This is a genomic window from Elusimicrobiota bacterium (assembly GCA_018816525.1).
In the GTDB taxonomy this organism is placed as follows: Bacteria; Elusimicrobiota; Endomicrobiia; order CG1-02-37-114; family XYA2-FULL-39-19; genus OXYB2-FULL-48-7.
The window spans coordinates 1-21,624 of sequence record JAHIVV010000058.1 but is presented as its reverse complement, the minus strand read 5'-3'; the positions used below and the strand labels follow the sequence as shown (position 1 = coordinate 21,624).

Sequence of the window (21,624 nt, the reverse complement as noted above, 5' to 3'; positions counted from 1 at the left end):
CAGGATGGGCGCTGCTTACGCCGGAGTATTTGAAGTTTCGGTAGTTGCGGGATTGATCACTGTTTTATTTATAACCGTAATTGCCTTAACAAAGGAAGATTCGCAGGTTCAGGAAAACAGGTGGCCGTTAATTGTGTTCCCGGTATTGATAATTTTATTTGTTCTTGGCGATATAATGATAATGAGAAAATTTATCGGAGACGCGACTCCGTATATTCCTGCAATAACAAAAGCTGAAAATTTTGGAGATACGTTCTGGACAAAAAGAACTTATGACCTTCTGGGGCAGGTAGGAGTAATATTTGCCGGCGTTTTTGGAGTATTCGCGCTGCTTAAAAGGAAAAAACAATGACCCATATTACATATTTAAACTTTGTTGTTGTTGGAGTTTTGATTTTCACCGGGCTTTATTGCCTGCTGACAATGAAAAACCTGATCAAGCTTTTGATAGGCGCGGAAATTATCGCAAAAGGCATTTCCCTGGCGCTTATTGCAGGCGGTTTTGAAAGAAACAATATAATGATCGCCCAGGGGCTGACAATAACCTTCATCGTAATCGAAGTGGCTCTTGTTGCAGTGGCGTTGGCTATCATCATAAATATACACAAGTACACAAAAGAGCTTGATATAAGATTGTTAAAGAAATTAAAAGGTTAACCCAAAGGGTTATATGGAAAAGATATTACCACTAATCATTGCTTTGCCGGTAGCGTTTGTAATTTTCCTGCTCATCTTCTGGGCCATTTACAGAATCGGCGGGATGCTCGCAGCCAAGGGCGCGAATTCAAAGGGCAAATACACAACTTATGCCTGCGGCGAAGACATCAACAGCATAAAAATACCTTTCGGGTATGAATTATTCTTTTTATTCGCAATATTTTTTACGATTATGCATGTAACTGCGCTTGTAATTGCCACATTGCCCAAAGGGCCGGTTGTATATTTTGGAATATTTTACCTTGTAATGATATTTATTTCCGTATTGACGCTGTTAACAAAAGAAAAGTAAAGGAAGGAATTTATCCTTGATTAAAAAACTCGCAAAATGGTCCAGGCTGAAATCACCATGGATTCTTCATTTAAACAGCGGCGCCTGCAATGCCTGCGATATTGAAATTGTCGCAGCATTGACTCCCCGTTATGATCTTGAACGTTTCGGCGTGATACTTAAAGCTACGCCGCGCCATGCGGATGTTATTATCGCCTCCGGCCCGGTTACCAGGCAGATGAAGGAAAGAATTATCCGTATTTATGAACAGACGCCCGAACCGAAGTTCGTCGTTGCCGTAGGCGCCTGCGCGATGTCCGGATGCGTTTACCGCGGCTGTTATAATGTTATCGGAGGAATTGACCAGGTTATACCTGTTGATGCATATATTCCCGGTTGCCCGCCGAGGCCTGACGCAATACTTGACGGCGTAGTTAAATTGCTCACTAAACTGGAGAAGAAACTTTGAAAGAAGATCTAATAATAAATAATTTAAAAGAAAAATTCCAAACTGACATACTCGAAGCGAGCACCACCTCCCCTAGGCGCGTAACCGTCAGAGTGACGCAGGCTATCCTTCTTGATGTAATAAAATTCTTAAGAGATGAATTTAAATTTTACCACCTTTCAACAATCACTGGTTTAGACAAAGGCGATTTTGAAATGCAGTATCATTTTGCAAATGAACTCGCTGTCGTTACGGTAAGCACAATGGTGCCAAGGGCTGAATTGAAAATGAAAAGCATCTGCGCAATAATCCCGGGCGCAGTTTTATACGAAAGAGAAATCCAGGATATGTTCGGAATCACGGTTGAAAATATTCCTGACCCGCGGCCCCTGGTAATGCCCGACGATTGGGAAGAAGGCAATTACCCGTTGCGTAAAGACTGGAAATTTGAAAGGAAACCAGAAGTAATTCCAGGAGAGAAAAATGGAGATTAAAATCCCCATAGGACCTCAGCACCCAGCCCTAAAAGAACCTATCAGTTTGCGCGTTACGATTGACGGCGAACAGATAAAAGACGTGGATTTGCGCCTTGGTTACAATCACCGCGGAATAGAAAAACTTGCTGAAGACAGAAACTGGGTTCAGAATATATATTTAATGGAAAGAATCTGCGGCATCTGCTCGCATTCTCATACCACCTGCTATGTCCAGGGTGTTGAAAAAATACAGGGTCTTGAAGTCCCCCGGAGGGGGCTTTACATAAGGACGCTTGTTGCTGAGCTTGAAAGGGTTCACAGCCACCTGCTTTGGCTTGGTGTTGCCGGCCACGAAACCGGTTTTGATACATTCTTCATGTACACCTGGCGCGACAGGGAAATAGTTATGGACATTCTGGAAACTATTTCCGGAAACCGCGTGCATTATTCTATTAATTCAATCGGCGGAGTCCGCAGGGACATTGACGAGATGCAGAGAAAGCATATCCTTGATTCGCTTGATACGCTTATCAACCGTACGGAATATTATACCAGGATCGGTACTACCGAACCTTCATTTGTCGCCAGGCTTGCAGGCGTAGGCCCGCTCACAAAAGAACAGGCAATAACGCTTTGCGCGGTAGGCCCGGTGTTGCGCGCATCCGGTGTAGCGAATGATGTAAGAAAGGATGACCCGTATGCAGTTTATGATGAACTTCCTTTTAATGTTTGCACCGCAAACAGCTGCGATGTACTTGGCAGGGTGGTAGTCCGCGTAAAAGAATTGCTGGAATCATACAAAATGATTGAATATTTATTGAAACACCTTCCTGATGGGCCGGTAAGCGTGCGAGCGCCCAGAAAAATAAAAGAGGGAGAAGTAGTCAGCAGATATGAAGCGCCCCGCGGGGAAGACCTTCATTTTATAAAGAGCAACGGCTCGGACAAACCTGAAAGATTAAAAGTCCGCGCCCCGACGCTTGCAAATTATCCGGCGACGGTTGAGATGCTGAAAAATATGTATGTTGCCGATATTCCGATAATTTTCGCGGCCATTGACCCTTGCGTATGCTGCGCCGAGCGCGTAGTTGAAATGACGGACACAAAAGGCGACGGGAAGATGCGCACCATCCGTTTCAGCGATTTAAGAAAACAAGCGATTGAACACTATAAAAGAATTGACCTGACGAAAAAAGCGAAGGAAGCAGTATGGCCATTCTAAAAGATGTTTTGTATTTGCTTATTTATCCGGGAATATTTTTCCTGATGTCCTACTCCATGTTTGTTGAATGGGTTGACAGGAAAGTTTACGCGCGCCTGCAGAACCGCTGCGGCCCGCTTCATACCGGATACGAAGGCATGCTTCAGCCGCTGGCTGATTTTATAAAGCTTATGTTAAAGGAAGACATTATTCCCGAGAGGGCGGACAGATTTATGTTTGCCGCGCTTCCTGTTATCGGATTGACAATTGTTTCCACAGCCGCGTTACTTTTGCCTGTATGGCATTATGCGGATTATTCCACTTTTAATTCATTTCAGGGTGATTTAATTGTAATAATATATCTTCTGAGCATGGCGACACTGGTATTTTTCCTTGCAGGCTGGCACTCTACAAACCCGTTTTCAACTCTTGGCGGCGTGCGTGTAATTACGATGCTTTTTGGATACGAAATTCCATTTTTGCTGGTGTTGTTAGGCCCGGCAATACTGGCAGACAGCTGGAGAATGACCGAAATTGCGGCATTTTACCAGGCAAAGCCGTTATTGCTGCTTATAAATATAATCGGTTTCTTTGTTGCGCTGATTTCGCTTCAGGCAAAACTTGAAAGAACGCCGTTTGATATTCCTCATGCCGAAACGGAAATTGTAGGCGGCACTTTTACGGAATTTTCAGGAAAAAAATACGCTTTTTTCAGGTTGATGACTTCCATAGAGCTGATTGTAGGCAGCGGCGTAATATCCGCGGTGTTTTTAGGAGGATTCCCTGGCGGGCTCTGGCTGGGTTTTGCCTGGTTCATAATTAAAACGACAATTATTGTTATTTTGCTTTCGCTTATAAGAGCGCTTCATTCAAGAATCAGGGTTGAGCAGGTTGTCAGTTTTGCATGGAAATATCTGATGCCGTTAGCGGTCATCCAGATACTGATAGTAATAATTGCCAAAGGATTGATTGGATAGCTAATTGGAGAAACTATGAAACTTGCGGTTTTTTTGCCCGAAATCATAAAAAATTTCTTTAAAAAGCCAAATACAGTGAGATATCCTTTTGAAAAACTCGTTCCTCCGAAAGATTTCCGCGGCACGCCGGTATTCAATTCATCCACCTGCATCGGCTGTAAAATCTGCATGATGAACTGTCCGGCAGAAGCCATTGAAATTATCAGGGTGTCCGAAACAGAAAAGAAATTCAAGATGATCCTCCACAACGACCGCTGTATCCACTGCGCGCAGTGCGCGGAAGACTGCAACAAAGATTCCATAAAACTCAACGAAGAGTATGAATTAGCCGCCTTCGACCGCAACAAACTCAAAATAGAATATTTATAAAAATCGCTTAGGTTAATAATTTAACAATGAATTGCTTAAGTTAACACCATTCCATATGAAAAGAAAACTAGTTTTTTTATTTTTGATCGCGCTTATTGCCGGCAGTTCAGTTTTTGCTGATGCGGGAAAACCCATTAAGCAAAAAGCGGTGTTTGGGTATTGCCAAACAAGCAATAATGGTTCCGTGGAAGGTTGGATTATTGACAGCGAGGGCAATGTAAAAACCCAGGAGCGGGATAAACCTTTAGGAAAGATTGATAAGGTTTTTTTAGATGAGAAGCGCCGGCTGATCAAGGCTCTTGTAGGGGGGCCTTATTCTGAAAGAAAAGGCAGCGAGGGCAAAGAAGGCCTCCGGAAAATTTATTTTTGTTATTGCAATAGTTTTTTTGGATTAAAACGCAGAAAAATTATACTGAAAGAATCGGGTGATTTCACGCAGATTAACAATAATGAAAATGCTAAGGATATAATTTCCTGGCTGGAAGGTATTGAATCCGGCATAGAACAGATAAAACAGCTGGAAAAGCGAGTGACAAACACAAAGTGATAAACCCAGCATGGCTTGACAAATTACTGGAAGAACTTAAAGGCCCCAAGGGGAAGCATATAGTCGTTGTGGGTATCGGCAACACAATGAAAAATGATGATGCGGCCGGTGTGCTGACAGCCCAATCGTTAATGGAAAAACTTCCAAAAGACGCGACAGTGGCCGGTAAAATAGATGTGGTTATAGCTGAGGATGTTCTTGAAAATAATACAGGAAAAATCAGAAAATTAAACCCAACGCATATCGTTATACTTGATTCCTGCTATTGGGGCGAAAAGCCGGGCGCAGTAGCGCTTGTAGATAACAGCAAAATAGAAGAAGGGGATGTTTCTACGCATCACCTGCCTTTGTCCATGGCAATTAAATTTTTTGAACAAACCATGAACGCAAAAGTTATAATAGTCGGCATAGAGCCGCAATCGCTTGAGCAGGGTGAAATAGTTTCGCCTTTGGTAAAGCAAGCAATAGTAACTGTTTCGGGCCTGCTTGCAGACAACCTTCCGTCGATATTTTAAAATAAATCGGTTAAAATAAATCGGTTGCGTTAGCCCTCCTTTTTTTATATAATCTTCTCATTGGTGCCTACCATAAACTAAAAATCCAGAAAACAAAATCTTTTAGGAGGATATGTCATGAAAGTCAAGGATTTTCTTATGTCAGCGGCAGTTCTGTTGTTGGGAAGCCCAGCAGCATTTGCGGGCGAGTCAGACCTTATTCTGCCGGATTTAGCTTCTGTTTATTTTATGGGTTTTACCGGCAGGTCTATATTGATGGTTGGCCTGCTAGTATGCCTTTTCGGCCTATATTTTGGTTTCCATTACTACAGAAAAATCAGGAATTTGCCCGTGCATAAATCCATGAGCGAAATTTCGGAGCTTATATATGAAACCTGCAAAACTTATCTTATTACCCAGGGTAAATTCATTCTTATGCTTGAAGGGCTTCTTGCAATAATTATAATCTTTTATTTTGGCTATTTAAAACACCTGGAAGCGTTCAAAGTCGGCATGATAATTATTTGTTCGCTCATAGGTATTATGGGAAGCTACGCTGTGGCGTGGTTCGGCATGAGAATCAACACCTTTGCCAATTCCCGTTCAGCTTTTGCCTCTCTTAAGGGAAAACCTTACCCTGTTTATGATATCCCGGCAAAATCCGGCATAAGCATCGGTATGCTTCTTATCAGCATTGAACTTTTTGTCATGCTTTGCATTCTGCTATTTATTAATCCCGCTTACGCAGGCCCTTGCTTCATAGGGTTTGCCATCGGTGAATCACTCGGCGCTTCTGTGCTTCGTATTGCCGGCGGCATTTTCACCAAGATAGCGGATATCGGCTCGGATTTGATGAAAATCGTGTTTAACATAAAAGAAGACGATGCGCGCAACCCGGGCGTCATAGCTGATTGCGTGGGAGACAATGCCGGCGATTCTGTCGGCCCCACAGCTGACGGTTTTGAAACCTACGGTGTTACTGGAGTAGCTCTTATTTCTTTTATATTACTCGCAGTGCCGAATACTACACTGCAGGCCCAGCTTCTTGTCTGGATATTTGTAATGCGCCTGGCAATGTTGATAGCCAGCTCAATATCATTTGAAGTCAACCAGATGATTTCAAAAGCGAAATACAGCAAGCTTGACAACATGAATTTTGAACAGCCTCTTACCAACCTGGTTTGGATTACTTCATTTGTTTGTATCGGCGTTACCTATTTGCTTTCGTACCTCTTCATTGGAAATGTCGGTGACGGCACAATCTGGTGGAAACTTTCAACAATTATCAGCTGCGGAACCATAGCCGGCGCGGTTATACCGGAACTTGTAAAAATATTCACTTCAACTGAAAGCGCGTTTGTTAAAAATGTTGTCACTTCTTCGCGCCATGGCGGCGCTTCGCTTAACATTCTTGCAGGTTTAACATCAGGCAATTACAGCGCTTACTGGATGGGCCTGGCGATAATGTTCCTTATGGGTATCGCTTACGCTATCAGCACGCTTGGGTTAACCGCGCTTATGATAGCCGCGCCTGTTTTTGCTTTTGGCCTGGTAGCATTCGGGTTTTTAGGCATGGGGCCGGTTACAATCGCCGTTGATTCTTACGGGCCGGTTTCGGATAATGCCCAGTCAGTTTACGAACTTTCACTTATTGAAGCTGTGCCGAACATAAAAGCGGAAATAAAAAAGGATTTCGGTTTTGATCCGGATTTTGAAAAAGGAAAACACTATCTTGAAACAAATGACGGCGCTGGAAATACTTTCAAGGCTACGGCAAAGCCGGTATTGATAGGCACAGCTGTTGTCGGCGCCACAACAATGATATTTTCCATCATTGTATTGCTGACTAAGGGTTTGCAACCGGAACTGGTCACAAACCTTTCAATACTTAACCCATTATTCCTGCTCGGGCTTATGGGCGGCGGTGCGGTTATTTTCTGGTTTACCGGCGCTTCAATGCACGCCGTAACCAGCGGCGCCTACAAGGCAGTAGAATTTATCAAAGCAAATATAAAACTTGATTCCTCAGTCACAAAAGCTTCTATAGAAGATTCCAAAAAAGTTGTTGAAATTTGTACCAAGTATGCCCAGAAAGGTATGTTAAACCTCTTCCTGGTTATATTCTTCAGCACTCTTGCCTTTGCCTGCTTAAATCCTTATTTCTTTATCGGATACCTTATTTCTATAGCGTTGTTTGGTTTATACCAGGCTATATTTATGGCTAATGCCGGCGGAGCGTGGGACAATGCCAAGAAAATTGTTGAAGTGGACCTGAAAGAAAAGGGCACCGAGCTTCATAAGGCGTGCGTTGTGGGTGATACTGTCGGTGACCCATTCAAAGATACGTCTTCGGTAGCCATGAACCCTACAATCAAATTTACTACGCTTTTCGGGTTACTGGCGGTTGAAATGGCTATTGAGTTAAGCCGGAAAGTCAGCTTAACTTTGGCGGTTATATTTTTTGCTATCTCGCTGGTTTATGTTGTGCGCTCATTTACAGAAATGAGGATTAAGTAGCTAATTAATAAAAAAATATATATAGGGGTTTATGGCATTAGAAGCATTTATAATTTTTTTAATCGTAATAAACGGATTCATGGTTTTCTTTTTCCTGCAGTTCATTTATTACGGGCTGTTCTCCTATTTTTGTCATTGGAGAAAAAGATACGACCTGGTCCTGAACCAGGGGACCCTGGATAAAATCGCTTCCGATAATTCCGTAGCTGTGCCCAAAATAACAATAGTAGTGCCCGCCCTCTATGAATCAACCCTGATTACTGCCACCATAGACATGTTTGTAAAACTTAATTATCCGAAGGATAAATATAGAGTACTGCTTGTGCTTGATGACAAGGAACTCTTTGAAAAACCCTACAATGAGACTACCCACTGCTTTGTGGAAGATGAAAAAGAAAGATATAACAAACTCTACGGTGATGATTTCATCATGCATACCTCAGTACCGGTAAAATTTGACGGCAATTATCCGGGAGCGTTCTCTAGCGAACCGGTAAAATCCAACAAACCCAGGGCTTTAAACTGGGTGATGAGCTTTATCCCCAAGGATACCCAAATAGTGGGGTTCTATGATGCCGATTCCCAGCCGGATCCTGATACTTTATTATATGTTGCGCAGAAATTTATTGCAAAAAAAGACCGGCCGCTTTTAGTCCAGGGGCCGGTGGTTCAGGTAAGAAATTATTTCAGCCTGAAGGTGATGAATAAAATATATGCATTATCCCAGGCGATTACTCACGAGTGGTTTTTGCCGGTTTTGCTCAGGCGACTGCCGTTTATCGGGGGAACGAACTTTTTTATTGAGCCCTATTTATTGTATTCCGTAAATGGATTTGACCAGGAAGCGCTTTCAGAAGACCTGGAATTGGGGTGCAGGCTTTACATAAAAGAGGATGTCTGGCCGCAATTTTTACCATTTATTGCAACGGAACAAACTCCTCCTAATTATAAATCATTTTTCAGGCAGAGGGTCCGGTGGGCCAGCGGTTATATGCAGGTGATAAAGTATATGCTTATTGAAGATGGAAGCATCTTCAAGAGATTCCGGATTATTACGATGCTGTTTTTATACGGTATATTCCCCTGGATGACTGCGCAGCTATTGTCCGTAACAACCCTGGGCATATTTCTTTTATCCTTATTAGGTATAACACGTATTTTTGTTTCAGTGCCGGCAGGGATAAAAATATTTTCGGTTGCAATGAACTTTTTCTACTTTATTTTCTTATTGGTTTATTTAAAGCATTCAATAAACAAATTTTATATATTGGTAAAACCTTCCAGGCATAAATCTTATGGTTTGATAAAATATGTCGAGCTGTCAATTCTTCCTATAGCCGCATTATTTGGCGGCTTGCCTTACACCTACGGTTTTTTTGCTTCCATTTTCGGCCGCAAAAAAACCGTCTGGGTAAAAACCCCCCGCACGGTAGAATAAGTTCTGTATACTTCTCTTATGAAAAATATTACTTTAAAACATAGGCAAGCTTTACAAGTTATCTTATCAAAACTTTGTTATTCCGAGAGTTGCTTTCATTCCTTTATCCCAATTATCCCAAAGATAAGCATTTTCTTTACCATCAGCAATTAAACAAAACGCATAACGGACTTGCTCTTCATAAAATCTGCAAAAAGCTCCTCTCGTTTCAATATTGCCATGTAGTCCATAGGCTTCTGCAGGACATGGAGCGCCGCAGAAGTGGCGAATGCTACAGTGAGCGCAAGGATCAATATTCTCAATACTTCTCTTTGTGACAAATTTAAATGGTTTGCTTTCTAAAACTTTATTGATATCATCTTCAAAGATATTGCCACCTTTAAATTTTTTAAGTCCAATAAATTCACTGCAGGGAAATAAATCTCCGTTGCTAGAAATTGCAAAAAAGCATCTCCCTCCGCCACAAGGAGAAATATCACACATAAGCCTACGACCAGCAGGAGCAATAATACTAACTAAGATATTGGCGAAATTTGCAATAATAAGTTTACGGCCGGTCTTTTTATATAGTTCATAAGTACAATCTAATGCTTCAAGATAATATTTTGCTAATTCAGAATCTAAAGGCTTGTGCTTACGTGCTTCCGGGAGAGTACAGCGAACAGGATTTAATATACAAACGGGTACTTCCATCTTATGTAAAAATTCAACCATCTTAACAAGAGAGGACATGTTTTCTCTTGTTACGGTACAAATCACGGAATAATTTTTATACCCTCGGAGTCGGAGATGGTTCATTGCCTCTATTACCTTCTGAAAGACGCCCTGTCTACTCCAAGTCTTGCGTAATCGGTTCGCCACTTTTGCCGTATGCCCATCAAGAGAAAGACCAATACTTATTCCTTTCGAAATCAAAAAATCTATATTTTGCTTATCCAAAAGTGTCCCATTGGTTTGTATACCAAAACGAAAATATTCACCAAATTTATCTAGGGCGGAAAAAATGGCTTTCTTGTTGAGCATTGGTTCAGCGCCATGAAAAACAATCTGTGGTCTTTGTTTCTCAGGCAAACTGGATTTAAAATAAACTTGTAGTGTTTCTAATGTTTTTAATATATTTTGAGTAGAGCTATGTTTTCCATTCTTTCGTAAACTATCTGGAATATAGCAATATGAACAATTCATGTTACAACGGTCAGTTGGGTTAAAATAGACGGCTGATGGTTTCAACTTAAATCTCAAGGTGTTCATTTCATGGAGAAAAGATTTCTCTTTTTTACGGAACTGCCGCAGAAAAGAAATGCTCGTTAAGGCCTGATTGATCTGACTTTTTTTAACAAGTGACCAGAATGCTGTATCTGGTGATATCAATCCAATGTAGTGTTTGTGTCCAATATCTATAGGATAAAGTTGAACTCCATCTCCTGTATTGAAATAATCTCTTTTTGATAAAGTATAACTGTTTGTAATTTTTGACTTGAGCATATTTTATTTTCTCCAACAAAGGTTCAATGTAAATACTTGATCGTACCATTTGCTTTGCATTTTTTTCGCCTTATGTACTTTCTTTTCCACCTTGGCTCACCTCCTTTAAAAATAGTCGGGTACAGGGTACGGTGTCAGACATCGTCTTCACCCTGCCTGAACAATTAAGAATCCTTTGTCTCTTAAACCGTAAACTTCTATTAAACGCCCTCTTTAGACTTGCCGCTAATTCTATCATTTCCTGGATTAAAAAGGAATCAATTGTAAAAAAATATTGTTGCGTACATTTTCCCGTCGTATAGTGATATCATAACGTTTAATCTTGAAAATGATCATGTAATTTCTTTATCATACCCGGAATGTCTTTGCTTCCGGTTATTTCAGTTACGAGCGCAACTGTTTTTGCTCCGTGGGAGATTACTTCCTTAATATTATGCTCTTTAATACCGCCTATTGCCACAAAAGGTATTTTAAGCTTTGCCACAACATAATCGAGATACTCCAAACCTACAGCAGGGCAGACACTCTTCTTTGTTTTTGTAGGATAGATAGGGCCCACACCTATGTAATCAGCGCCGTCTTCTACGGCTTTCCTCGCCTGCTCGGGCGAATGGGTGGATAATCCAATGAGCCCCTTGAATATCTTCCTTGCTTCTTTTATCGAAATATCGTCCTGCCCGAGATGGATCCCGTCCGCCCCCACCAGCTGGGCTATGTCAATATGATCATTCACTATAAATAGAACATTGTTTTTCCGCGTCAGATCCCTTATCTTTAAGCATTCCTCGAATTTCTTTCCCGGAGTCATATTCTCCTTCTCCCTGTACTGGATAACCTTTATCCCGCCCTCTATCATCGCTTTTACTATTTCAAGATTGCTTCTTCCGAGAGAATATTCCTCTGCCGTTATTCCGTAGATTCCGCCAGGTAAAATATTATTTTTCATCGGTAAACCCCATTTCTTTCAATGCAATACCCGCCATCAAGGAAGCGGCTATTGATACCTTGTGGGAGAATAATTTTTTGTCCTTGATATCAGTTTTGAAATCACCGACTACAAAAACTGAATCAGACACTTTTTTCATCTTTATAGCATCTACATCCATCCCCGCTACTCCGCAGGCGGATATCACTATTTTGCCCGATCTGCCAAGCCTGTCTATCAGAAAAGCCTTGCAATCGGCTTTGTCAAAACCTTCAATTATTATGTCGCAGTCTGCAAAGGTCTCAACGATATTCTCAGGTGTAAGAAGTTTTATTTCCTTTTCAATCATCAGATCCGGCATTATCCGTTTAAGGTTCTCTTCAAGTTTGTCCACCTTTCGCTGAGTGAGCTGGTCTCTGAAATAAAATTGTCTGTTAAGATTCGACTCAATTATTTCATCAAAATCCACTATCTTAAAACATTTCACCCCGCTCCTCACCAAATGAAGAGCCACATTGCTGCCTATTCCACCCACCCCTGCAATTCCGACTTTTTTCATCTCAACATCTCCCAATCCTTGAATATTGGCTCATAGCCCCTGGAACCAATCATTTTAGTTATTTCCTCTATGGACCTTTCATCACGGATACTGAACTGCTCGGGTTGCTTTTCCTGCGCCGTATAGCTTCCTACCCCGGTCTGTGAGCCCGCCGACATCCTCGTTATACCCAGGGAAACGAGGTTATCTCTCATATCCGGACTCTCCCTTGTCGAAAGGGTAATCCCGGCCCGTTTAAGAAAAATCCTCAGGGCGGTTACTGTCCTGACGAAAGTCCTGTCGTCAACCTTGAACAGTTCCCCGCAGGCGCCTTCGGCCTCGTTTATCCTTGGTACGGAAAGACTGATTTCTACTTCTGGATAATGCTTCTGGAGGTAATACGCATGCAACCCGGCATAAAAAGTTTCACTCAACGGTTCCCCGAGACCGAGCAGAGGGCCGATATTCACGGACTGAAGGTTTGCTTTGGCGCCTCTTTCAGGAGTATCCAGTCTGTAAAGATAATCCGTTTTCTTTCCGGAAAGATGCACTTTTTTATATATCTCCCGGTCATAAACTTCCTGATAAATGGTGAGCCCGTCAACACCCGCCTCTTTCAGCCGCGCGTATTCCTCCATTTCCATAGGGAACATTTCTATTCCTATAAATGAAAAATACTTTTTCACTATCCTCACGGCTTCCAGCAGATACCCTAAAGATGTCTTTGACCTGTCCTCACCTGTAAGCAAAAGGATATGTTTGATGCCTTTCCTTGCTATCTCTACGACATTCTCCTCGACCTCATTAAGGGAAAGTATACTTCTTGGTATCTTGTTTTCCGATCTGAACCCGCAGTAGGTGCAGGAGTTATTACAGTAATTTGAAATATAAAGAGGAATATATAATATTATAACCCTGCCAAAATACTGCACTGTGATTTCCTGGGATTTAACAGCCATTTGTTCAAGAAAACCATCTGCTTTCGGAGATAGTAGGTTAAGAAAATCTTTTATTTCATGCTCTGCTTTGTTCAGGCTTGTTTTAACCTGTTCTTCATTAACTGAATTTAAATATCCTGAAATATATTCTTTGGGGTATTTTTCTAGCAAACCGGAAAAAGACATTATCTGTCCTCACGTAAGAATCCTGTTAACGGCGAACTTGCAGAGGCTTTGTCTTGTGAACCCCTTGCTTTTGCAAGATATGAATATCTGCCTGCCTGAACAGCAAGGGCAAAAGCCTTGCTTATCAACACCGGGTCTTCTGCCGTAGCTATGGCAGTATTTATAAGTACAGCAGAAGCTCCCATCTCCATCGCTTCCGACGCGTGGGATGGCTTACCTATTCCCGCATCCACTATTACCGGGATAGGGGAATACTCTATTATCATTTCTATGAAATCCTTTGTCTTTATGCCCTTATTAGAGCCTATTGGTGAACCAAGCGGCATTACGGCGGCCGCTCCCGCATCAGCAAGTTTTTTCGCAACAACAGGATCGGCTCCGCAGTAGGGCAGAACGACAAAATTATCTTTTGCCAGTTCTTCCGTAGCTTTTATTGTCTCTTCGTTATCGGGCATCAGGTATTTCATTTCATTTATGACCTCAATCTTTATGAAGTTGCCGCAGCCGGCTTCTCTTGCTATTCTGGCTATCCTCACAGCTTCTTTAGCATTCCTTGCGCCAGAGGTATTTGTCATTATCGTAACATTCTTCGGTATATAGGAAAGTATATTATACTCTTGGGAATCGAGGTTGACCCGTCGCATAGCTACGGTGATCAGTTCCGTCCCGCTTGCTTTTATTACATCAGTTACGAATTGCGGTCCAGGGAATTTCCCAGTGCCAACAAGTAGCCTGCTTGTAAATATTTTTCCTCCCAGTTCAAATGTATCATCCTGCATATTCATCAGCCACCTCCCACAAAACATATAATTTCCACATAGTCGCTCTCTTTGAGTATTACCTCTGCCCATTTAGCTTTTGGGATTATATCCCGGTTATGTTCTATCACTATCACATCAGGATTAAGTTTTTTTATTTGCACCAGACCAAACAGCGATGTATCAGGTTTTGCCTGCATTTTCTCCCCGTTCAACGTTAAATTGATCATTTAGTCCTCCCAGAAATAAAAAAACCCTTTATGCCAGAGGAACATAAAAGGTATCTGTTCATCCCTACGCTGGCATTATCCAGATCAGGTTCAAGGGTATCATCTCAGGCGATCTAGAATAAAATAGATCACCACCCCATAAGAATCCACTATTTTTCTGATTGTAAAATATTAAAAGACCATTGTCAATCATCCGTATTAACATTGTCCGTATTAACACTTACATGAGCACCTACTTATTATCCAACTCTAGAAATTTTTCACGGAAGCTTCTAGGATGCCTCTGTGCCTGGGTGCGATGTAGTAAGTCTGCGGTAGAGTTTTTGGGCAATTACTCCAATTTATATTATATCGCAGAAATAAAACCGTTTTTCTCTTAGAACAACCTTACCTTTCTTAACTGTCAGAGGATATTTGAAAATTGGGCCATTATATACAAAAGTATGGAATTCACCGTTTTCACCGCATGGGTCTACTTTAGCAGGTAGATCTGATAAGAATGATTTATCAAGATGATTAGTATCAATGCACGTGACTATTGCCTTGAATCCATTTTCAATAAAACAATTGGCAAGTTCAAGAGTATTTCTTTTCCAGATTGGAAAAACAGCATCAATTTGGATCTGCGATAAATTGTTTTCTCTGTATTTCCTTAAATCTTCAAGAAATATGTCGCCAAAAGCTACCGAAGTTACACCTGTGCTCTTATAGTACACCAGTTTTTCTTTCATTTTAGATTCATATTCTTCGTTTGATGACTTTTTTGAGATATAGACTTTCGTTAATGGCAAGCCAATAGAATTAGCTTGTTTTTCAAGTAGCGAATTTCTTACGCCGTGCATACTTATTCTATCGTAGTTTTCAGTCATGGTGGTTAATAAGGCAGTTAGAGTATATTCAGGTTTTTTCATTATTTCCCATAAAGCAATAGCGCTGTCTTTACCACCACTCCAGGCGAACAGTATTTTTGGCATTGTGTTTGATTTATCCTTTTGTTGTTTTTTCGTAGAAGTCAGTTACAGGACATTCTGGAAGCTTTTTTATCCTATCGTAAATAGTTTCATGTCAGTGCTTAGTATCTGTTTTTTATTACTTTTCTTAACTCATCTTGAAGGGCTATCCTTATAGGATATGTCCTTCTTATCCATTCTATAAGGTCTTTCACGTCTTCTTTAACCCCGCATTCTTCCATGTCAAGGATTATTCGGCAGAAATGGCGATATCCGCTTCTGTCATGTGCGGCTGCTATTTCTTTACGTAATACCTGATTATACAGAACTGAAAGCTCTTTTGGGAAATGCTTGATTATGTGTTCATGATAACGGTTCAGGAAATATATGCTTGCTCGCTGCTTGGCAAAAGACAGGAGCCCGTCCCAATTCTCTTCCCGCACATATATTTTCCCGGGAATATCCTGTATCACGCTTATCCTTTCCGGCATCTCTTTCATTAATTCCAGCGCTTTTTCGGGCCATTCTGAAACAGGATATTGGCGTCTTATTTCTTCATAATACTCCATTTCCCCTGAGTCAATAAACAAAACTTTGCTATGTTTTTTTATGTCTTCAATATTTGATTCCTTTTTCGCAATTTCAAGCAGGAATTTATGCCACGTTGCTTTACAGCCATGTTGCATCTTTTGTTCCGCTATATTTATGCCTGCATTAGCTAATACTTTAGCTTCTTCAAGCTGGTTATTATCTATCGCATCCCGGATTGCAAGCTCTCTTATTGCTGAGTAATTAATGTGTTCCCGTAAAAATGTTTTGAATTCAGGAATCATACTTCTTTTTTTCAAAACAATGCCTTTAAGTTTCAGTATGGTCTCATGAGTATATTCACTTGGATGAGTTTCTTCATTTTCTCTTGCGCCGATTCTATCCAGTTGGTCAAACAGAATTCGTGTTTTTATCTCGTCATCAGTGAGTTCAGCGGCAATATTTAGTAAGTCCATCTCCCAATCCCAGTCATGATACTGTTTTTTGTCCGCTTCTCTAACAAGATACTTGAAAAGATTATCCTTTTCCTCTTCTGTTGTAAAGACGGAACATTTTTTTAAGCCTTCAACAGCATTATTTATGGCATCTCCGATTGTTCCGTTGGAATCGTCTGCATACTGGATAGCAGGGACAAAGGTCTCAATAATGGCTTGATAAATTTCAATTGCTTCCAAATATTTTCTTTCACCTGCAAGGGATTCTGCATTATCAAGAAGCTCTTCGGCTCCCCTGGATGCCTTCATAGAGCCCCAATAACCCACAAAACCATTGCGTTTTTGGTCATTCACACAAGCACGAATAAATTTGCGATATTCCGACTTTAGATTGGCTGGTTTTTCCATTGAATTAAACTTTTTATGAGTAATGCTTATGCTAAGCACTGTTTTTTTCGAATTCTTCTATGCTTAAACCTTTTTTAAGCGCCTTTATACAGAACCGCACTCCGGCCGTCATCCGGTGATAACCTATGAGACCGTTCAAATATCCTTAATGCATTGTCTTTTTCTCCAAGATGCCACAATGCAAGGCCACACCCTTGTAAACTTCTCAGGAAAGGCCTATTATCAATACATCCCCAGGTTAATACGCCATTAAAGTCATCAGGGATTGTTAAATCCGCTATTTTTACTGCTATTTCATAGCGTTTCTTCATCGGCAAATAGTGTTTCCAGCGGTTATCCATTATTGCCAGGTGATTATGAGCGTCCAAACAGGCCCAGTCATGCCGAAGCTCGTTAACCAGCACGGTAGTTGCTTTATCAGGATCCCCTTGATTAAACAAATCCATGGCGTTAGTGATGGGGTCGTCAAAAGTGTCATCTTCCGGGGATTCTATCTTTACAGAACTTCTTTGTTCCATTTCATAAGACTTGCGCAGGCCTCCCTTCAAATACTCTTCAAACTCATCTTTCATCTCTTCACCATAAATTTGCATTGGATCCCAAATACCATGCTCTGTTAACCCGAGGGGTTTAATATTCAAAGAATTTATATCAATCTTACTGTCAGTGACTTCTCCTGTGAGATATGTGTTATTTTTGAATTCCCATTCTTTTTCAGGGCTAATAGTAAGCGTTTCACCTTCGACATAATCCATCAGGTAATGCTGTCTTTGAGGGCGGAATATCAGTTCCTGGCCTGTTTTAAGGTCTTGGATATTCGTATGTTTGCTTTTGATGTGGATAATAAGGTAATCTTTGGAAAAGAGTTTTGTCATAATTTCTTTTCCTTCAGATAGTCAATTCCTTCCTGTGGCCAGAATCCTTCCTGATCATGGTAAAATCCTTCAAAAGAATTCAGTTGGTCCAGTTGCTTTTTAATTATTTCCAGTTCCAATGCTTTGAACTTGCCTTTTTTAAGCGCTTTCATGTAAGTTTGCCAGACACCTTCAGCAAATCCTTCCGGGAATATCTCTGTTGAGCCGAGGCTGGCGTCAGTATGAATACAGCCATAGACAATCTCAAAACAAAGCTTAATGCAGGCAAAACACTCCCCGCTCTTGAGTAGAATTTCTGCCTTGTTGTGGTAGATATCGAGGCTCTCAAGCGTTGCATCGTCCGGCCCATCAAGCGACGATTTGAAGCATTCCATTATATCCCTGCAATAGGCTTCTGTTTTGCTTTCCGGCGATTTTAGTTCATTTTCAACAATTCTCTTGGCATCAGGCATTGCGCTCATTAACAGTTTCAGGATTGCGATTGCTTGCTCAGGAGGAATTTTATCTACTTTCTTTTCTGTACCCTTCAAGTTTTGGAACCATCCGGGGTGCTCGCGATAGGCGATATATACGGCGGTAATATGCTTGCAATTCGCGTAGTTTCTGTATGCGGGGCATGTACAACGGCTTTTTAGCAGTCTGTTTCCTTTGATTACTGTTTTTACCTTGTATGCCCTTGTTCCAAGCACCTTAGCCCGTAAAACCGTGCCGTCTCTGACACAGTCCTTCATTTTTTCAGGGTCGACATAAAAATGTGGATTCTTTGCGGGATTATTCTTCATTTTACCGGCTGCCATCCTCTTTGCAATTCAAATGTCCAATGGTCTTTAAACGGCAGGAATAGGTCAATTGCAGTGCTTGCATCCAACTGGCCTTTTTTGCCCTCTTTATGCAAAAACTTATCCAGTGTTCCCATCACGACATATTCATTCCCTATAATATCGCTCATTCCCTTTTGTTCACACATGGTAACCAACAGGGTTTCAAATTCCTTCTTTCTTACAATCACCAGGCCGCATTTCTCACAAAATGCGCATGATTTGTTGATTGCACATGAAATTGTTTGGTTCTATGTGAATGAACAGGCAAAACATCCGTTTCTTAGTCTGTTTATCGCACTTCGGGCAACGGGTAAAAGCGGCATCTTCGTGTTTATTCAAAAAGAAATAGTATTTGTATTCTCTTTTGCCTGCCCAGTCTTTTATAATATCCGTTTTATTGGTTGCCTCAAATAGGATTTCATTAATCTCTTCCTCTGTTGAATTTTTGTAGAATTCTCTGACGGCTTGTAGCTGTTCACTGGAAACATCGGGATGCTCCTCAACAAATCGTTTCATTCCTTGTTCAAATTTTTCACCTTTAAAATAATCCTTCTGGTTAAATTCCATAAAATAACTATACAAATTATTTGTTTGATTTACAATATTTATTTTGGTATTATACAAAATAATGTCGATAGAAAAACCAGAATATTTTGGAGACAAAGAATATGGCATTACCATTGAATATTAACGAATTGATTAATGGCCAAATTGTAGAATCTGAAAGGATTGAATTTAAGGAAGGGTGGAATCCTGAAGCAATTATTCATACTCTCTGCGCTTTTGCAAACGACATTAATAACTGGGGTGGTGGATACATCGTTATAGGAATAAAGTCCGAAAAAGGCCGTCCACTTTTGCCTCCCGTTGGGTTAAATCCTGAACAAATCGACGCTTGCCAGAAAAAGCTTATAGAACTTTGCCACAAAATCACACCGCATTACTTTCCAGTTTCTTCTCCTGAAAAATATCAAGGAAAAAACATATTAGTGCTTTGGGCTCCCGGCGGGGAGACCAGGCCGTATAAAGCACCTAAAACGCTTACAAAGAAACCCGAACAAATATATTATATCAGGAGGTTTGCCTCAACAGTAAAGGCAAATCATTCTGAAGAAAACCAATTATACAGTTTAGCTTCAAAAGTACCGTTTGATGATAGAATAAACCATGGCGCTTCAATTGAAGAATTTAATCCTCACCTGATTAAATCATTTCTTAAACAAGCAGACAGTGATTTACATTCAATAATGGATTCTATGTCTCTAAAAGAATTATGCGTGCAGATGCAAATTGCGCGCGGCCCAAGGGAATATTTAAAACCGGTTAATGCAGGACTGCTTCTTTTCACAGATGACCCGGAAAAGCATTTTAAGGATACAAGGATTGAAGTTGTGGAATATCAGGATGATATAGGCGATAAATTCACAGAAAAAATATTTACTGGGCCCATACACACTCAGCTGAGAGATGCTCTTCAATACATTAAAAACATCGTTATCAAAGAAGAAGTAAGAAAAATCCCCAATCAGGCAGAAGCTATGAGGTTTTTCAATTATCCTTATCTCGCAATAGAAGAAGCTCTTGCTAATGCGGTTTATCATAAAAGCTATGATGAAAGAAATCCTATTGAAATAAATATCCGGCATGATAAAATAGAAATACTATCATTTCTCGGGCCTATTCCGCCTATAGACAACAAAATGCTTAAAAAGAAAGTTGTTATTGCGCACATGTATCGAAATAGAAGAATCGGGGATTTTCTAAAAGAAATTGATTTAACTGAAGGCAGGAGTACCGGCTTCCCAAAAATAAGACGCGCAATGAAATCTAATGGCTCTCCCCCTCCTGTTTTTGAAACAAACAAAAATAGGGATTACTTTCTTACTATATTGCCGATCCATCCTAAATTTAAAACTAAACCCCAACTTGTATCAGACACCCGTGAGCAAGTTGTCCCAAGTTGGGCCCAAGTCGGGACTAAGTCGGGACTAAGTCGGGAGGAAGTCGAACGTTTACTGTCTTTTTGTTCTACAGAGAAGGCGATATCTGATATTCAAAGACAATTCAAATGGATAAATCGCACAAAATTCAGAAATAGATATATCAATCCTTTATTGCAGGAAGGATTGCTGGGAATGACTGTTCCGGACAAACCAAACAGCCGTTTACAAAAGTATAGGACTACAGAAAAAGGATTGGAGCTAATTAAGGGCAAGTGAAATGTCAAAAGGCTATATTTTTGAAGTGTCTTACGAGAATTTTGAAGGCGAGAAAGCAAACCGCGTAATTCAGATAGACGGCAATGCCACGCTGTATAATTTTGCTAAGATAATCACGCAGGCTTTTGAATTCGGTTTCGACCACTGCTTTGGTTTCTATGACAATTTTGAAAGGCTCGGTAGATCCGATGAGGTATATGAACTTTTCAAGGATGTCGGGGAGCCCGGCGCGAACAATGCAATCGGCGTAAAAAAAGCGCACGTATCCGAAGCATTCCCGGTTATCGACAAGAAACTGCTTTTCCTCTTTGATTACGGCGATGAATGGCATTTCACTGTAAAACTTAAAGAAATTAAAGAGTTTGACGGGAAAAAAGTGAAACCTGCGGTAATTGAGAGCATAGGTAAGGCTCCCCAACAGTATCCTGACATTGAACAAGATTGAAATCGGGAATATAAAACATCCATACTAAATATTCAACGAATGGTTGGACAAGTTGGAAATATGAACTATCTTCGGGTGAATGGGTGTTGTTGAATGATTTGAGAAAATAAATTGCAACAAATAACGAAAGTAGGTCAATAATCAAGGGGGTTCAAAAATGTTTGATAATAAAGACACAGGCAACAATAAATCGAAGAAGGAAATAGATGTTATTAAGTTAATACAGCAGCCTCACGGTTTTGTAAAAGAAAAACTTGCTATTTTTATAAATTTAAGCCAGTCCTCTGGAATTCTCCGAGCGTAAGCTCGAGAGATGGATAACATTCCAATATCTTCGTATAATTGGAGTATGGAATATAAACGGCTGAGCCATAGTGTTTACAAATGCGATTATCATATTGTTCTTGT

General features: G+C 40.7%; 27 protein-coding genes and 1 riboswitch. Of the genes, 15 read left to right on the top strand and 12 right to left on the bottom strand.

Features of this window, described 5'->3' with window-relative positions; all coding sequences use genetic code 11:
• From KKH91_05800 to KKH91_05745, 12 genes are all read left to right on the top strand, one after another.
• On the top strand, positions 1 to 352 hold a 352-nt coding region (locus KKH91_05800; GenBank protein ID MBU0952319.1), incomplete at its 5' end, for a hypothetical protein.
• On the top strand, positions 349 to 657 hold the full coding sequence (locus KKH91_05795; protein MBU0952318.1) for an NADH-quinone oxidoreductase subunit K: 309 nt from the start codon (positions 349 to 351) through the stop codon (positions 655 to 657). The genes KKH91_05800 and KKH91_05795, both read left to right, overlap by 4 nt.
• 13 nt (positions 658 to 670) lie before the next feature.
• Entirely contained in the window at positions 671 to 1,009 is a 339-nt protein-coding gene (locus tag KKH91_05790; GenBank protein ID MBU0952317.1) for a hypothetical protein, read from the top strand.
• 16 nt (positions 1,010 to 1,025) lie between these two features.
• Complete coding sequence (locus KKH91_05785; GenBank protein ID MBU0952316.1) at positions 1,026 to 1,457, top strand: NADH-quinone oxidoreductase subunit B family protein; 432 nt, start codon at positions 1,026 to 1,028, stop codon at positions 1,455 to 1,457.
• Positions 1,454 to 1,930 (top strand): NADH-quinone oxidoreductase subunit C, encoded by a 477-nt coding sequence (locus tag KKH91_05780; protein ID MBU0952315.1) that lies wholly within the window; start codon positions 1,454 to 1,456, stop codon positions 1,928 to 1,930. Before KKH91_05785 ends, KKH91_05780 begins: the two co-directional genes overlap by 4 nt.
• The gene (locus tag KKH91_05775; protein ID MBU0952314.1) at positions 1,920 to 3,134 is read left to right on the top strand and encodes a nickel-dependent hydrogenase large subunit; all 1,215 of its coding nucleotides are present in this window, start codon (positions 1,920 to 1,922) and stop codon (positions 3,132 to 3,134) included. Before KKH91_05780 ends, KKH91_05775 begins: the two co-directional genes overlap by 11 nt.
• Positions 3,122 to 4,090: an NADH-quinone oxidoreductase subunit H gene (locus KKH91_05770; protein ID MBU0952313.1), complete on the top strand. Its 969-nt coding sequence runs from the start codon at positions 3,122 to 3,124 to the stop codon at positions 4,088 to 4,090. Before KKH91_05775 ends, KKH91_05770 begins: the two co-directional genes overlap by 13 nt.
• A 15-nt stretch (positions 4,091 to 4,105) precedes the next feature.
• Positions 4,106 to 4,459, top strand: coding sequence for a 4Fe-4S dicluster domain-containing protein (locus KKH91_05765; protein MBU0952312.1), 354 nt, complete (start codon positions 4,106 to 4,108; stop codon positions 4,457 to 4,459).
• A 55-nt stretch (positions 4,460 to 4,514) separates the two neighbouring features.
• On the top strand, positions 4,515 to 5,006 hold the full coding sequence (locus KKH91_05760) for a hypothetical protein (protein ID MBU0952311.1): 492 nt from the start codon (positions 4,515 to 4,517) through the stop codon (positions 5,004 to 5,006).
• Positions 5,003 to 5,521 (top strand): hydrogenase 3 maturation endopeptidase HyCI, encoded by a 519-nt coding sequence (locus tag KKH91_05755; GenBank protein MBU0952310.1) that lies wholly within the window; start codon positions 5,003 to 5,005, stop codon positions 5,519 to 5,521. The genes KKH91_05760 and KKH91_05755 overlap by 4 nt, the downstream gene beginning before the upstream one ends.
• 117 nt (positions 5,522 to 5,638) lie before the next feature.
• Complete coding sequence (locus KKH91_05750; protein ID MBU0952309.1) at positions 5,639 to 8,017, top strand: sodium-translocating pyrophosphatase; 2,379 nt, start codon at positions 5,639 to 5,641, stop codon at positions 8,015 to 8,017.
• A gap of 31 nt (positions 8,018 to 8,048) precedes the next feature.
• On the top strand, positions 8,049 to 9,455 hold the full coding sequence (locus tag KKH91_05745) for a glycosyltransferase family 2 protein (protein ID MBU0952308.1): 1,407 nt from the start codon (positions 8,049 to 8,051) through the stop codon (positions 9,453 to 9,455).
• A gap of 66 nt (positions 9,456 to 9,521) precedes the next feature.
• On the opposite strand, the gene cbpB is transcribed toward KKH91_05745, so the two are convergent.
• The 12 genes from cbpB to KKH91_05685 form a co-directional block, all read right to left on the bottom strand.
• Positions 9,522 to 10,940 (bottom strand): peptide-modifying radical SAM enzyme CbpB, encoded by a 1,419-nt coding sequence (gene cbpB / locus KKH91_05740; GenBank protein MBU0952307.1) that lies wholly within the window; start codon positions 10,938 to 10,940, stop codon positions 9,522 to 9,524.
• 316 nt (positions 10,941 to 11,256) lie between these two features.
• Positions 11,257 to 11,886: a thiamine phosphate synthase gene (thiE, locus tag KKH91_05735; protein MBU0952306.1), complete on the bottom strand. Its 630-nt coding sequence runs from the start codon at positions 11,884 to 11,886 to the stop codon at positions 11,257 to 11,259.
• Complete coding sequence (gene thiF, locus KKH91_05730) at positions 11,876 to 12,424, bottom strand: sulfur carrier protein ThiS adenylyltransferase ThiF (protein ID MBU0952305.1); 549 nt, start codon at positions 12,422 to 12,424, stop codon at positions 11,876 to 11,878. Before thiF ends, thiE begins: the two co-directional genes overlap by 11 nt.
• Entirely contained in the window at positions 12,421 to 13,527 is a 1,107-nt protein-coding gene (gene thiH / locus KKH91_05725) for a 2-iminoacetate synthase ThiH (GenBank protein ID MBU0952304.1), read from the bottom strand. The genes thiF and thiH overlap by 4 nt, the downstream gene beginning before the upstream one ends.
• The gene (locus KKH91_05720) at positions 13,527 to 14,312 is read right to left on the bottom strand and encodes a thiazole synthase (GenBank protein MBU0952303.1); all 786 of its coding nucleotides are present in this window, start codon (positions 14,310 to 14,312) and stop codon (positions 13,527 to 13,529) included. The genes thiH and KKH91_05720 overlap by 1 nt, the downstream gene beginning before the upstream one ends.
• Positions 14,312 to 14,515 (bottom strand): sulfur carrier protein ThiS, encoded by a 204-nt coding sequence (thiS, locus tag KKH91_05715; protein ID MBU0952302.1) that lies wholly within the window; start codon positions 14,513 to 14,515, stop codon positions 14,312 to 14,314. The genes KKH91_05720 and thiS overlap by 1 nt, the downstream gene beginning before the upstream one ends.
• A 44-nt stretch (positions 14,516 to 14,559) precedes the next feature.
• A riboswitch (TPP riboswitch) is annotated at positions 14,560 to 14,664 on the bottom strand.
• A 192-nt stretch (positions 14,665 to 14,856) separates the two neighbouring features.
• On the bottom strand, positions 14,857 to 15,489 hold the full coding sequence (locus KKH91_05710) for a diphthine--ammonia ligase (GenBank protein ID MBU0952301.1): 633 nt from the start codon (positions 15,487 to 15,489) through the stop codon (positions 14,857 to 14,859).
• A 98-nt stretch (positions 15,490 to 15,587) separates the two neighbouring features.
• Positions 15,588 to 16,802, bottom strand: coding sequence for a hypothetical protein (locus KKH91_05705; protein ID MBU0952300.1), 1,215 nt, complete (start codon positions 16,800 to 16,802; stop codon positions 15,588 to 15,590).
• A gap of 128 nt (positions 16,803 to 16,930) precedes the next feature.
• Positions 16,931 to 17,731: a hypothetical protein gene (locus KKH91_05700; protein ID MBU0952299.1), complete on the bottom strand. Its 801-nt coding sequence runs from the start codon at positions 17,729 to 17,731 to the stop codon at positions 16,931 to 16,933.
• The gene (locus KKH91_05695; protein ID MBU0952298.1) at positions 17,728 to 18,513 is read right to left on the bottom strand and encodes an SWIM zinc finger family protein; all 786 of its coding nucleotides are present in this window, start codon (positions 18,511 to 18,513) and stop codon (positions 17,728 to 17,730) included. The genes KKH91_05700 and KKH91_05695 overlap by 4 nt, the downstream gene beginning before the upstream one ends.
• Positions 18,510 to 18,698 carry a hypothetical protein gene (locus KKH91_05690; GenBank protein ID MBU0952297.1) on the bottom strand — a complete coding sequence of 63 codons (189 nt, stop codon included), beginning with the start codon at positions 18,696 to 18,698 and terminating at the stop codon, positions 18,510 to 18,512. Before KKH91_05690 ends, KKH91_05695 begins: the two co-directional genes overlap by 4 nt.
• A 55-nt stretch (positions 18,699 to 18,753) precedes the next feature.
• Complete coding sequence (locus KKH91_05685) at positions 18,754 to 19,227, bottom strand: hypothetical protein (GenBank protein MBU0952296.1); 474 nt, start codon at positions 19,225 to 19,227, stop codon at positions 18,754 to 18,756.
• Here KKH91_05685 and KKH91_05680 point away from each other — a divergent pair.
• The 3 genes from KKH91_05680 to KKH91_05670 all read left to right on the top strand — a co-directional run bounded on the left by KKH91_05680 (position 19,221) and on the right by KKH91_05670 (position 21,520).
• Complete coding sequence (locus KKH91_05680) at positions 19,221 to 20,771, top strand: putative DNA binding domain-containing protein (protein ID MBU0952295.1); 1,551 nt, start codon at positions 19,221 to 19,223, stop codon at positions 20,769 to 20,771. The genes KKH91_05685 and KKH91_05680 overlap by 7 nt on opposite strands.
• 1 nt (position 20,772) lies before the next feature.
• The gene (locus KKH91_05675; GenBank protein MBU0952294.1) at positions 20,773 to 21,216 is read left to right on the top strand and encodes a plasmid pRiA4b ORF-3 family protein; all 444 of its coding nucleotides are present in this window, start codon (positions 20,773 to 20,775) and stop codon (positions 21,214 to 21,216) included.
• Positions 21,217 to 21,373: 157 nt separating this feature from the next.
• Positions 21,374 to 21,520: a hypothetical protein gene (locus KKH91_05670; protein ID MBU0952293.1), complete on the top strand. Its 147-nt coding sequence runs from the start codon at positions 21,374 to 21,376 to the stop codon at positions 21,518 to 21,520.
• The last annotated feature ends 104 nt before the right edge of the window (positions 21,521 to 21,624 follow it).